At 57.2% G+C, this 12,703-nt stretch carries 8 protein-coding genes and 5 pseudogenes; 6 read left to right on the top strand and 7 right to left on the bottom strand.

What is annotated here, in order from left to right; all coding sequences use genetic code 11:
* Positions 1 to 82: 82 nt before the first annotated feature.
* Positions 83 to 739: pseudogene (locus AC0L26_RS31805) on the top strand (IS630 family transposase); the annotation flags it as partial.
* Positions 740 to 950: 211 nt separating this feature from the next.
* Entirely contained in the window at positions 951 to 1,280 is a 330-nt protein-coding gene (locus AC0L26_RS31800; RefSeq protein WP_473636064.1) for a hypothetical protein, read from the top strand.
* A 1,016-nt stretch (positions 1,281 to 2,296) separates the two neighbouring features.
* On the opposite strand, the gene AC0L26_RS31795 is transcribed toward AC0L26_RS31800, so the two are convergent.
* Positions 2,297 to 3,784, bottom strand: a complete 1,488-nt coding sequence (locus AC0L26_RS31795; RefSeq protein ID WP_473636063.1) for a M81 family metallopeptidase — start codon at positions 3,782 to 3,784, stop codon at positions 2,297 to 2,299.
* 292 nt (positions 3,785 to 4,076) lie between these two features.
* Between AC0L26_RS31795 and AC0L26_RS31790 the strand changes: the two are divergent.
* A pseudogene (locus tag AC0L26_RS31790) lies at positions 4,077 to 4,361 on the top strand (HEPN domain-containing protein); the annotation flags it as partial.
* A gap of 6 nt (positions 4,362 to 4,367) precedes the next feature.
* On the opposite strand, the gene AC0L26_RS31785 reads toward AC0L26_RS31790, so the two are convergent.
* The 3 genes from AC0L26_RS31785 to AC0L26_RS31775 form a co-directional block, all read right to left on the bottom strand.
* Complete coding sequence (locus tag AC0L26_RS31785) at positions 4,368 to 4,673, bottom strand: hypothetical protein (RefSeq protein ID WP_473636062.1); 306 nt, start codon at positions 4,671 to 4,673, stop codon at positions 4,368 to 4,370.
* A 1,009-nt stretch (positions 4,674 to 5,682) separates the two neighbouring features.
* Complete coding sequence (locus AC0L26_RS31780; protein WP_473636061.1) at positions 5,683 to 6,969, bottom strand: ATP-grasp domain-containing protein; 1,287 nt, start codon at positions 6,967 to 6,969, stop codon at positions 5,683 to 5,685.
* A 468-nt stretch (positions 6,970 to 7,437) separates the two neighbouring features.
* Positions 7,438 to 8,226, bottom strand: a complete 789-nt coding sequence (locus tag AC0L26_RS31775; protein ID WP_473636060.1) for an IS110 family RNA-guided transposase — start codon at positions 8,224 to 8,226, stop codon at positions 7,438 to 7,440.
* A 58-nt stretch (positions 8,227 to 8,284) separates the two neighbouring features.
* Between AC0L26_RS31775 and AC0L26_RS31770 the strand changes: the two genes are divergently transcribed.
* Entirely contained in the window at positions 8,285 to 8,434 is a 150-nt protein-coding gene (locus AC0L26_RS31770) for a hypothetical protein (protein ID WP_473636059.1), read from the top strand.
* Between the two features lie 486 nt (positions 8,435 to 8,920).
* Here the strand turns inward: AC0L26_RS31770 and hisD are convergent, their stop codons facing one another.
* Positions 8,921 to 10,222 (bottom strand): histidinol dehydrogenase, encoded by a 1,302-nt coding sequence (gene hisD, locus AC0L26_RS31765; RefSeq protein ID WP_473636058.1) that lies wholly within the window; start codon positions 10,220 to 10,222, stop codon positions 8,921 to 8,923.
* 180 nt (positions 10,223 to 10,402) lie between these two features.
* Here hisD and AC0L26_RS31760 point away from each other — a divergent pair, with 180 nt between their 5' ends.
* Positions 10,403 to 10,951: a cupin domain-containing protein gene (locus AC0L26_RS31760; RefSeq protein ID WP_473636057.1), complete on the top strand. Its 549-nt coding sequence runs from the start codon at positions 10,403 to 10,405 to the stop codon at positions 10,949 to 10,951.
* Positions 10,952 to 11,346: 395 nt separating this feature from the next.
* Here AC0L26_RS31760 and AC0L26_RS31755 read toward each other — a convergent pair.
* Together AC0L26_RS31755 and AC0L26_RS31750 are read right to left on the bottom strand one after the other, a co-directional pair.
* Positions 11,347 to 11,516 (bottom strand): annotated as a pseudogene (locus AC0L26_RS31755) (transposase); the annotation flags it as partial.
* Positions 11,517 to 11,676: 160 nt separating this feature from the next.
* Positions 11,677 to 11,909 (bottom strand): annotated as a pseudogene (locus AC0L26_RS31750) (IS6 family transposase); the annotation flags it as partial.
* A 148-nt stretch (positions 11,910 to 12,057) separates the two neighbouring features.
* Between AC0L26_RS31750 and AC0L26_RS31745 the strand changes: the two are divergent.
* A pseudogene (locus AC0L26_RS31745) lies at positions 12,058 to 12,605 on the top strand (helix-turn-helix domain-containing protein); the annotation flags it as partial.
* Positions 12,606 to 12,703: the final 98 nt, after the last annotated feature.

The raw sequence follows: 12,703 nt of genomic DNA, 5'->3' as shown, positions 1-12,703 counted from the left end.
CAGACTGTCCCGACATTAGCGAAACCACTGTCCGGGAATTAGCGGAACCCCTGTCCGGCTTTTGCGAAATGCGCAGCCAGAGCAGCAGAGCGAATTGGCTGCGATGGTGGAGACGGGGCCGGACCATGCCGTTGACGGCGTCGCGCGCTGGTGGCGCACTGACCTGAAGCGCGTCAAAAAATGGCCAACACGCCGAAGGCACATCTTTGCGACCTGCCGCCGCGCACGAAGGTGGAGCTTTGGTTCTAGGATGAGGCGCGCGTCGGGCCAGAAGAACGGGGTCGTGCGGCAATGGGCAAGGCGCGGCGCCCGACCGCGCTAGCCGGCCGATCAGCGCTTCAAGAGTGCGTATCTGCTTGGCGCGATTTGCCCGGCGCGCGGCGCCGGGCCGCTCTGGCTCCGCCTTTTGCCCACACCGGGGCCATGCAACGCCATCTCAACGAGATCAGCCGCCATGTTGAAAAGGCCGCACACGCTGTGCTCGTCCCGGATCGTGCCGGATGGCACACCACCGCCAATCTCAGGATGCCCAAAAACATGACGGCGATCTTCCTGCCCTCGCGCTCGCCCGAACTGAACCCGGTCTTCTGCGGCAGAATTGGCTCTCAAACCGCTTCTTCGACTACTACGACGCCATCATCGATGCCGCTTGCGAGGCTTGGCAGAAGCTCCTCGCGGTCCCCGAAACATCACATCAATCGGAATGCGGCAATGGGCGCACGCCGGTCAAACTCCATGACTCTCAGTATAACAGCCGGCTGCTCTGCCGTACTCCTTCGACGCCCGCGCAAATCAAAGCTTGGCAGGGAGATATCGCCCATTTCAGAACAGAGCAACGGTACAGTATGGTGTAATGCGTTTATTTCACGTTCACGCTGATCTCCACGCGCGAAGAGCAAATAGCCTGCCTCCGATCTGCCGCGGCGGCGCTAGATGATGGGAGGATTTTGGTGATAGAACTGGATGTACCAAGCTTAGATCCTCGTGTCGGCGGCCAGAAAACTACAACGGTGCGGCTAGTGGATCATGAAAATACGATCCTCAATGTGGCTGTCCACGATCCACTAAACCAGAACTTGGTTTCAACCCTCCTCTGGTTTTCTGGTACGTCGGTCAGACGTTTACCGCAACGCGTTCGTTACGTCTATCATCAGGAACTCGATACCATGGCCGAATGCGTGGGGCTGGAGCTAGCGGAGCGATGGGGGGATTGGGTTAGAGGTGCGTTCACCGAACGATCCGCACGTCATATCTCGATCTACCGCCGACGCAGCACGTAGTCCGGGGATCTTCCGCGATAAGTCCTTCAGCAGCAGGCGGCTGATAACCCGGAAGACATTTAGAGAATCGCATTCACCGCCCGCGCAAGCCCACCTTGCGTGGGCGGCCGGCAGCTGTTGGATCAGGCATCAGCGGCATAAGCTGGTCGATAGCACCGGCGGCGGCTTGTCAGGCGCTGCATGGCGTACCATCTCCGAATCTCTGCTGCTGATCTTGGTATCTCGGATTTAGATCGCTTCAATAGAGACAATGCATTTGACCAGGACATGCGCCAATACGATGCGTTTGATGTGAGTGTTGTGCGTACACCCAACTACCTCAGAGGCTGAGATGGCGATTCTGACTCCCCCATCACTTGGAATTCTGGATCTCCAGTCGGAGTTGACATGCTTCCCAGAACCGCAAGTGGCTCGTTGCGGGACCCGGCTTCCTTCAATTCCCCTATTATGTTGGAAACCGTTACAGGAGCTTGGGCAGATACCGTAATCCGCGGCGATCCTGCACTAGAAAATGCGTGCATCGCGGCCGCCAAAAGCCTAGTAAAACGTGGCGCCGTTGTAATAACTTCGGACTGTGGGTACTTTATCCGCCACCAAGCAGCAGTGGCTGTGTCGGTGAAGGTTCCCGTAGTGCTCTCCAGTCTAGTCTTAGCACCAGCGCTGCTACGCCAGATTCCAAGTGCTGCCAAGTTGGAGTTGTCTGCGCCGACTCGACGAGAAGGCCACCGCCGCGCCGCTGCGTTGCGCCTCAGCCCAAGGCAACTCGCTGTAGAGTGATCAGATCCTCCCAGTAACGCTTGCTGCGAGCAGACGAGCAGACGGCCGTCAAGGAGGACCTATGAGCCTTCTCTGATAGGGTCGTCGTGGTCAAGGTGCTCGGACGGCGTGCACACACGAATACCTTTTCTGTGGCTCGTCGCAAGATGAAATACTTCGCCCGCCCTAATCTCTCCATAGATTCAGAAACTCTTAGCTCGCGACAATAACAAACAAGCACCAAACTCGACCGCCGCATCTCAGGTGCGGCGGCGACTATATTGTCGTGGCTCATACTCAATTGCGTCGAGTGGATAGACGGGGCGCGCATGCTGCCACCGAAATTGATCGAGGTAGTATGAACTCATTCCAGGTGTGTCTACGGTAACGACGCGACCGATCTTTTCGAAATTGAGCTTGAAGTGGTATCCGGAGCGGGTGACGATTAGTTTGGCCATGTTGGGCTCGAGATCTACTGCCCTAAAATAAGCTGGATCGATATATCCGTAGGGTTGATTCGTCAGCACGACGTTGATGTTACCCATCCTAAAGACAGCGTACTTCTCGATATACGTCTTAGTGCCTTCGTCGGACGGACCTTCGTATACAACCGGAACATTGTCACCAAGGCCTACTATCTTTCCGCAGGCGCTTACACTTGGACTGACGGTGGAATATTTGCCGCCAAAGGTCAGGTTGATTTCGCTGCCCATCCCTGCCCGGGCACAAATGGCGACTGCCTCTGGATCGTATACAGGAAAGTAAGTCGGTACATCGATGTTATGCTGCAATAAGAAATTCAGGATGTAGGTGCTATCGCCCGGTGCTCCGGCGATAACGCGATCTCCTTGGTCACCAATGACGATCGGGTCAACAGAATTATCAAGATTTTCCAACTCTTTTTCCACCGCAGGATACTTGAAGACAAAATCGTCGCGAAAATCCCAGATCATCCTCATGATCTCGTTCGCGAGCTCGTGAGCTTTATCACATTCATCATTCCCATACACAAGGACCGCCTGCCCTATCGCAGGAACGTCGAGGAATTGCTGAGAGTTGAAAATGGACACGTCCCAAGCGCGGCCCTCTTTCACCGCCTTTTTAGCATAGGCGTGGATTTCAACAAGTGGCCCCCTTAGTGTGGTGTCATTACCTAAAGTCAACATCGGGAGGAACGTCGCGGCAAGAACCGGCTCGAAGGTGCCATCGAGCATACCCATCGCCGCAAAGAATGCTCGTTTTGCTGTGGCGGACTGATCTACATGCGGATTTGTCAGGTAGCCGGAAAGAAAATCCAAGGGCTCCAGGGTGCTTTCCTTCACGTGGGCATGAAGATCGAATGCGGCCGTAATCGGAATGTCATTGCCAACTACGGCCCGCAACTGCTCGATCAGAACGCCTTCTGGATCAGCCAAGGTCTGCGTGAGCATGCCACCGTGCAAGGGGAGAACGATTGCATCGAAGTCACCGCGCTTCGCCGCGTCAATCATGATGTCGCTTACTTCCACAAAGACTTTATCGTCCACTACCCCCCCTGACTGCGCCCGAAACAGAGTAGGCACGACGAGGTCAACACCTGCGGCATAGGCTGAGTCAATTACTCCGCCGAATGCAGAATTGGCTCCGCGATTGCGCTCGACCGCACCTTGACCTTCAATGATTGTGAAGCGCTCGCGGCGAGTCGGGATGGGGTTGAAACTGTGGGACTCCTGCGCAATGCCCCCAGTAAGAACTCGCCTTTTGGCCATCGTCTACCCTCCTTAAGTGTTTTGGCAAACGCTAGCACGCAGAGCAGACTGACAAAGTCTTTATCTTTCGTCGGTCATAAAAATCAACGCATTATCCTCCGCCCGCCCGGACGGACGCCGACCTGGGAGATTGAAACTGTCTTCTGTTCATGTTCTGCGACCAATGTTCATGTTCTGCGACCAACAGGTGTTTACTATTCTCACCGCAAGCACGCATCATACGGGGGTCATGACACGGGATGCTGAAAGCGACGTGCCGTTTGGGGGTCCGCTGAAGGAGGTAGGGGCCTTTGACTACAGTCCAGGCTCTCACAAACATTACTTTTTTCGATGTTTGGCCGAGGATCACGATCGACGCCTGTCTGAGGCGCGGCCACGCGACCAACAGCGTCACCGAGCTTGGTTGGACACGCTAAACGAAGCTTATGTGAAAGCCCGCTATTCCAAGCAGGACGACATCAGCGAGGAGGCGCTTGTCTGGTGGGGTGGGCAGGCCGCAACATTTCAAAAGTGCGCCGATGGGCTGTTGAGGAAAGCCGGCTTCTATACTCCTGGTGGGAGGCAAAGCCGCCCTTGAATGCCTTTAGGGTTTCTCGACGGACGCCAGACGGCGCATCAGCAGCACCAATCCCGGGAATGGGCAAAGAGAATGGCGCACGAGCGAGGAATGATACGACAGCACTTCGTGCAGGCCATAGCCGGCGAACATGGCGATGTAGACGTGCGCCTTAGGCATCACCCCCTCGGTGATGATCGACTCAAATACGCGAAGATAGGTTTCCCGCCGCCGCTTGAGACGAGGCTCATCAACCGCATCAGGGCGATTCTCGCCCGCTTCGGCATTCGCAGCTTCCGCTTTGAGCCTGCGCAATGCGACCGACAGGCTCATCGCCTCCGCGTAGCGGAGGGAACGCGCTGCCGGACAACACCCGCGCCGAGTTGACCGCTTGCTTGAGCCGCTCGACCTCCTGCGTGCGGAGATCCACACCACCGAGGGCCGATCGCCTGCGTAGGATCGCCGCGGCTCCGGCCACTGCGCGCGCCGGACAGAGCGAAGTTAGGTCGGGACGAGGAGATGGTCGTCAATCGGTCGAACTAGGAGATGGAGAAATGCAGGAGCAGGCTTGACACTCATCGCCCATTGCGAAGTCGGCCCGGTCTCAATGCCGATCTCCTCGATGCTAATGAGTATCCTTCAACACCGAGCTCAAATAGGGGGTAGCAATCTTCGTCCCGGCAACTCTTGCCTGATTCATGATCAATGCACGCTGGTTTCTTCATGGACAAGTTCAGGCACTTTAGTGTTTCACGCTGCGCGTTTCCCTTCGATGCAGTGGGGCTGTTGAAAAGACGTAACCTCGTTTTCCATCGGCCAGAAGCGCAGCACCACAACCACAATGGTCAACGATGAGACGCCAAGCCGAATGCCCCATTTAATCGCGGTGGGAACGTCATGTATCTTCGAGCTTGGAGTTTCGTTTGCCGCGTACACCATTATCTTCACGGTCGACATCGGCCGCCACTGATGGAGCTTCGCGGAATGAACCTTCAATGTGGACGACGCGCTTTGCTGAGCGGTGCAAGCCCCTCAGCGCGGCTCACGTTGCGGCTGAACGCAATCCGGATTTATGGTACCCATCCGGTGACGACTTCGCCGGAGGCGTACGATTTATGTTGAGGTCATTCGGATTGAAGAGCTCGCTAGTCTTGAGCGCCGCATGGATCATGACCGTCAGTTTGCGCAACACAGCCACGGCAGCCTTTCCCGGAGCTGGTGACCCCATTCCTAGGGGCCGATCGGGAGGAAGCGCGCGAAAATCCATCGGGGCCTGCGGCGAAGACCTCGTCCAGCAGAATCATGAAGCGGGATGTACATACGACTCATGAAACGGTGACAATCACCTCTTATCCTGCACCTGCGCTGTTGCAGGCAGGCAAGCAATCCCATCCTGTTCGCCAGAGGGCGGGAGTGGTATGATCGACCACCCGATTAGGTCGACGGCATGCTGAAGTATGGCCTCGGTGCGAGTCCCGTCGGGCGAAGCAGCGATGACATGTCCAATCATGTCTCGGTAATCACCCTTGCGGACGATCGAGGTCTTGGGTTCAACATAAAATCTGACGTCGACAACCCCCGGTACAGCCGCCGCCCGACTAGCGCCCTCGATCCGATCGAGGATGCCGTCGCGATCAGGAACTAAGAACCGCGCGGCCGAAGCTTGCGAATCGCTAGCGCGCAGATCGCATTCGTCACCGATGATAAGCTTGATGTGCTCGTTGATGATATCGACACCGTAAGCCAGTTGAACCAGCCGAGGAGTGGTCCAACCCGGAAGACGCGCATTGACTTCCACAACGACTGGACCCCGGTTCGTCCATCGGAATTCAATGTTCGCTGGCCCCCAGCCAAGATCGAGAGCTTGCAAGCAGGTCAGCGAAACATCGATGATACGCTCATGCACCTCATCAGTTAGTGTGGCTGGAAACATGCTCTCGCAAGGGACAAAATACGGCGAGCGGTCGAAGTGGGCGGCACCCACTGCAATAACCGCTTTTTCCATCGTAACAACGTCATAGAATGCGCCTTTTGCGAATTCTTCGACCAGTATTTTCGGCGAAGACCGCCATGTATGCGCGCCCCCCAACAGATATGTTGTATGCTCAGCTAACTCATCAACATTGCGGCACAATCTGACGCCCCTGCTGCCGCTGCCTTCAGCTGGTTTAAGAATCACCGGGAAGCCTATCTCCGCGGCGGAGCTTTCTACTTCGACCGCATTTGCTGCCAATCGGTAAGCAGGCACTGAAACGCCGGCGTGCGCGAGGAACTGACGTTGAGTAAATTTGTCGCTACATCGTTCAATTGATGCAGAGTTTGGTCCCGGTAAATTGAAATGCTGGCAGAGCTTGGCAATTGTCACGTTAAGCGACTCATCGGGGCCTGCAAAACCAGTGATGCCAACAATATCGTAGGCCGCACACAGCCGAGAGCATACCTGCAGCAGCGAATCGAAATTGTCGGTATCGACCCGCATGGCCTCAATGCGTCCCGCCGCAATATAGTCGTACTGAGTTGGATCAGCCGCCAGGGTGATTGGATGAAGTCCTAGACGCTGGGCCGCTTGAACGTATAGCAGCCCATTGCTCCTATGACCTTCAAGCAGGATGAGAGTTCGTCTTAGCATCGGCTATTGACCTTTCCTTGCGGACGGTGCGGTATTGCGAGCGCAATCTGCATGAGCTCTTCATTTAGGCATCCTAGTTTTCTATAGTTCCGGGCTCGACACGGATACTACGGGATCTGGTAGTTGACGGACCCGCTTGTGGCCAAGCATCCTGCCAGCTTGTCCGGCCGCCCCGGCACCTTACGCGAGGCTCGTACTCGTCGGATTGCACGTATCTGCTGATCGTGTTCCGTGACAGCCGGATCGTGGTCGAGTAGCTCAGCCATTCGGCTTTCGACCGTCCGGAGGCGGTCGCCCCCGCTCGGTTCCCACGGAACCTGGCGTGCGGAGCTACCGCACCACGCTCTACAGCAGTCGCTTCACAGCACCGCAGGTGCCTGCTATTCCCGGTATGGGAGCCGTAGTTTCGGATGCAATAGCGGGTCCGTTCTTGATCTGGTGGAAGGCGTCTAGTCGAGGCGACCGCCGTCACGGCTGCGACTCCACAGCATCTACGCCAGTAACGCTCAGTAGGATGACTAGCCATCGCAGCGCTTTGTCGTTTCCCTTAACGCGCCGCAAGACCGACGTCGCGCCACATACGAGCAGCGAGCGGAGCGTCGGGTTGCCCATTTTCGATATGCCGCCGAGCCGCTCCTTGCCGCCGCTCGAATGCGGCTTTGGCGTCAGTCCCAGCCAGGCGGCGAAGTGACGGCCTGATTTGAACCCCTCGGGATCCGGGACAAGCGCTTTGACGGAAGCCGCCGTGATCGCTCCGACGCCTGGAATTGTGGTCAGCCGTCGCATGCCCTCGTCGCGCTTCGTCTCGCCGACAATCCCTCGTTCGAGCTTGTCGATTTGACGCGTCAACGCCCCGATCTGATAGGCGATTTCAGCCAAGGCCAATCGAGCGGCTTTTGGCAAGCAAACGTCCTCCTCGTCCCGTAGGATCTCGATCAACGCAGCGACTTGAGCCGTGCCGAGGGCGGCAATAACGCCCCACTCCGTGAAATGCCCGCGAAGCGCGTTGATCGCCTGAGTTTGCTGGCGGATCAAAAGGGCGCGCGTCCTCAGCACTATGGCCGCCGCTTGTTGATCAGCCGATTTGATCGGAACGAAACGGATGGTCTTGCGGGTGACGGCTTCGCTGATAGCTTCGGCGTCGGCCGCGTCCGTCTTGCCCGCTTTTCGAACGGCTTCACATAGATCGGCGTGATCAAACGCACGTTGTGACCGAGCGCCGCGATCTCGCGCGCCCAATAATGCGAACCGCCGCACGCCTCCAAACTAACCAGACAAGGCGGAAGCTTTCGAAAAAGCCCAGCAGCTCGGCTCGATGCAGTTTGCGATTGAAAATCGGCGCACCCTCGGCGTCGGCGCCATGAATTTAAAAAACGTTCTTGGCCAAATCCAGGCCGATGGTGCTAACCTGCTTCACGGAACGGCTCCCTTCCTTGTGGCGTTGCTCGCAACGACGACGTTTTAGCACTTAGATGCTGTCGGTAGCGGGGCCGTTCCACACCATCAATCTAGATGAGAATCTGGTGTCGCAGCGATGGTGATGATTGCGGCATTGAGCGTCGCGCGCAAGGGGTTTGTCGGTTTGATTGTCGCGGCGCGTCAATCAGGAGCGACGTTTGCTGGCATTACGCACTCTCATGTTGATTGCCGCGCTGCACATAATAGGCATAGGGGCAGCGTTTATCGCTTGACCTGATCACTGATCGCGTGATGCCGCATTTTGTCGCATCAACTTCTGCAATGACGACACGCTCCTTCAAAGCCGAGACTTCTCCGTGCGCATGCCAACCTTTGAAGTTGGCCTTCAGGTTCCTCGTGTACAGGCGTCATGCCCAGAAAATAGAATGTCTCCGGACGAATTCTGCCGATCCGACCAAACTCGCCCCCCTCTTTACGTCAAATCAGATCTACCTAGGCCGTCCTCAATGAGCCAAATGGGCGCTTCGGTGACTCAACCAACTGGAACGAGTTGCTTTGGGCTAAGTCGCAGCGCGGCAGCACGGCGGTGGCCTTCCAGTTTCTCGGTCGCGCTCTGACGCACGGCAGCTGGAGCCACTGCGGCGACGCCTCGCTCGTCCAGCCACTGGTGGGTGGCGATCTTCACGTAGGAACCGACCCAAAGACCGCCGGTGTAGCGAGCTGCTGCCATGGTCGGTAGCGTGTGGTTCGTGCCGCAGCATTTGTCCGAATAGACGACGCTTGCGAGTTCACCGATGAAGAGCGAGCCGTAGTTTCGAAGCTTCTTGGCGGTTGCTTGCGGATGGCGGGTGTGGACCTGCAGATGCTCGGTAGCGATGTAGTCCGAGTAGGCAACCATCGTGTCTTCGTCTTCCACGGTGGTAATTTCGCCGTAATCCTTCCATGCAGCGCCAGCCACCAGAGCCGTCGGCAGGTCTTCGAGCTGTCTTTCGACTTCATTGAGAACGTCTTCAGCAAGCTTGCGGTCAGTCGTCACGAGCCCAACACGGGTGCGGACGTCATGCTCGGCCTGCGCCAACAGATCGGACGCGATGGTTGCTGCATTGCCGGTTTCGTCGGCGACGATGAAAATCTCGCTCGGGCCAGCGAGCTGGTCGATCCCGACCTGACCGAAAACCTGACGCTTTGCTTCGTTAACGAATGCGTTGCCCGGGCCAACGATCTTGTCGACTGCCGGAATCGTCTCGGTACCGTATGCCATGGCCGCAATCGCCTGGGCTCCGCCAACGCGGAAAATGCGATCTGCACCGGCAAGGTGGCAGCCTGCGATCATGGCGGGATGGGCGTTCGGCGGAAGGCAGGCGATTACCTGGTCACAGCCAGCCACCTTGGCCGGAACGATGGTCATCACCGGAGCCGACAGAAGTGGGTAGCGACCGCCAGGCACATAGCAACCAACGATTTCAATAGGAATGACGCGGTGGCCAAGATGAACTCCCGGCAAGCTTTCGATTTCGAGGGGCAGAATGGTCTTCAACTGGGCCTCGGCGAAGCGGCGGACGTTAGCGATAGCAAATTCCGTGTCTGCCCGCGTCTGCGGATCGAGATCGGCGACAGCTTTCTGTCTCTCCTCCTCGGTAATTTCGAAGTTGGTGATGTCAGCCTTGTCGAAGGCAAGCGAGTAATCACGAACCGCACCGTCCCCACGTTTGTGAACGTTCGCAATGATCTCCTTGACGGTTTTCTCAATCAGGGCAGTGTCTGAGACCGCGTCCCCAGAGGGCTGCTTAATTTGGGTAAATTTGCCTTTCAGCGCTTCAAGTCGCGACGTCATTAGAACCTCCTTACGTGCGATGATGCACGCCAGCATCGTGCAACCAAAGCAGTCGGACAATTGCCCAGCGAGCGCGCGTTCAATATATTCACCGTATGGTTAGCTATCCGGGTTCCTCTTAGTGTTGTTTTCATTGGGAGGATGGCATGATCTCTAAACAATCATCCAAGGAACTGACGAATGCCAAAGATCGGGAGCAAACTGCGCGAACTGCGTCGCCGACGAGGCCTTAGCGTCAGAGCGTTGGCGGCTCGCTCGGGAATATCCCATTCTACAATATCTCTCATTGAGCGCGATCGAATGAGCCCTTCTGTCGACACTTTGGGTGCTGTGTTGGACGCGCTTGGAACGACTCTTACGGGCTTCTTTTCTGATCTACAGTCAAGCCTCCCGTATTCCCCGTTCTATCCAACGGTCGACCTGGTAGAAATTGGAAAGGTTGACACAATCTCCTATCGCGTGATCGGCTTGGATCACCCGAACCGCCAACTGCTAATGTTGCACGAACGATATGCACCGGGCGCGGACAGCGGCGAGGCATTCACCCATGCAGCGCAGGAAGCCGGCATGGTTTTATCCGGCATGGTGGAGGTGACGGTGGGAACCCAGAAACGAATTCTCAATCCGGGAGACGGATACTATTTTGATAGCCGGTTGCCCCATCGATTTCGAAACGTTCACAACGGCCATAGCGAAATCGTGAGCGCTATAACGCCGCCCACCTATTGACATCCGATCCTCGGCCAAAGCCCGGTGAGTATAGTAACCAACGTCGCGGAACCAGTTCCCAATTGTAAGAAACGCGTGTTTCATATTGTAAGTGCATGTTGCGCTACTGGAGCGCCGCTACGATCCAAGCAGGAAACGCGCGAGCATCAGGCGTACAGCCACTTGGGGATCGATGCCGGGCCGGCTATCGTCGGTGCAGTAGAGGTTCGCCACTGCGTCCCGCTGCCAGGGACAGCTCCCAGCACACGATGGGCCGATAACTATGATCGTTGTCACAGCGAGCCAGTCATGAATAGCCCAAGCTGATCGCGCTCCTTCCGTCCCGGCATCGAGAACCCCTCCAGAGAATCAACGATTTCTCAGCTGAATCGGAAGAAGGAGACTCTTTAACAGCCCACGTAGCAGCGCTGCCATGCCGCTTCTGGACGACCCACCTCGCCGATCGCCGTGACCAGGCCGGCATGATCGTTGGACACGAGCAGCTGGACGCCCTTGATGCCGCGCACTAATCCGACGAGAAAGTCCTTCAGGCCGACCGGCTCTCGCGATTGGCCATCTCCACGGCGCGGTTTGTCGCAACGTCTGAATGGGAGTGCGGAGAGATCTGGCGCGAGGCTAATCACGCGGCAAGGATTTGGAATTGGTCGGCCTGGGAATGTGAGCCATTCTATGCCGTTTAGGATGATTGCGCTGATGCTGGTGATTGAAGCCGAGCATTGACGGATGCGGCGCGCTTGACAATGGTCGATGGTCTGTTCGATCCGGTTATTCAGGTATTTACTCTTGCTATCCGGATCGGCTTCAGCGCTTCAGCCGACGCCGGAAACGATCTGCGATTTATGATGTCACAGGAAGCGATAGCCTCCTGGTTGGTCTGGCCACCATCGACTTCGACGCAGTCGGGCCAGCCATGACGTGCCAGCGCTTTTCTGAAGAACCGCTTGGCCGAGGGCAGGTCAGCAGGTCACGCTACGTCGAGGGGTCTTGCCATGGCGTGGGTAATCAAACGGTTGCAACACTCCTCTCAGGAACCCGGATATACGTCCGCAGTTTGTGACCAACGATAGCGTTCGCGGGTGATTCAATCCACTTTCATGAGGTGGATGATGGGAAGAGCACTGAGCGAAGATCTTCGGTTCCGAGTTCTGAAGGCCTCGGAGGCCGGCATGTCGGCGCGGCAGGCTGCGGCGCGGTTCGGCGTCGGCATATCGAGCGCGATCCGTTGGATCGCCAGGGCAAAGATCGGCGAGCGGACGCCGCGCCCGCAAGGCCGCCCACGCGCATCCAGCCTTGATGCTCACGAAGCCTTCATCGTTGGGCTGATCGATGATCGTAAGGACATCACGCTGAACGAGATGGTGGAGCGGCTTGGGGACGAGCGGTCGGTCCGGATCAGCCGCAGTGCCTTGAGCGCGTGGCTTGGCGGCCACGGGTGGACGTTCGAAAAAAGTCCGCACACGCATTGGAGCAGGACCGCCCCGACATCCTGAAGCGCCGTCGCGCTTGGTTCGACAGCCAGCTCGATCTCGATCCGGCGAAGGTCGTCTTTATTGATGAGACCGGGCTGTCGACCAAGATGGCCCGTCTGCGGGGACGTGCGCCGCGCGGTGAGCGCTGCCGGGCCGGGGTGCCGCACGGCCATTGGAAGACCACTGTTTGATCCCAGATTTTGATGGGGCATCCTTGTCCTCCGAATCAAGGGATGCGCTATGGGCCAGGTTCTTCATGGGAGCGCCACGACGACAGAGGCGG

The organism is Mesorhizobium sp. WSM4823, assembly GCF_055811195.1.
Note: the sequence above shows the minus strand (reverse complement) of the source record. Positions and strands in the feature narration are given on the sequence as shown.

Excerpts from the sequence above, each read along its gene's own strand:
- AC0L26_RS31760 (WP_473636057.1), top strand. The coding sequence starts at position 10,403 with ATGCCAAAGATCGGGAGCAAACTGCGCGAACTGCGTCGCCGACGAGGC.
- AC0L26_RS31770 (WP_473636059.1), top strand. The coding sequence starts at position 8,285 with ATGCAGTTTGCGATTGAAAATCGGCGCACCCTCGGCGTCGGCGCCATG.
- AC0L26_RS31780 (WP_473636061.1), bottom strand. The coding sequence starts at position 6,969 with ATGCTAAGACGAACTCTCATCCTGCTTGAAGGTCATAGGAGCAATGGG.
- AC0L26_RS31795 (WP_473636063.1), bottom strand. The coding sequence starts at position 3,784 with ATGGCCAAAAGGCGAGTTCTTACTGGGGGCATTGCGCAGGAGTCCCAC.
- AC0L26_RS31785 (WP_473636062.1), bottom strand. The coding sequence starts at position 4,673 with ATGAGCCTGTCGGTCGCATTGCGCAGGCTCAAAGCGGAAGCTGCGAAT.
- hisD (WP_473636058.1), bottom strand. The coding sequence starts at position 10,222 with ATGACGTCGCGACTTGAAGCGCTGAAAGGCAAATTTACCCAAATTAAG.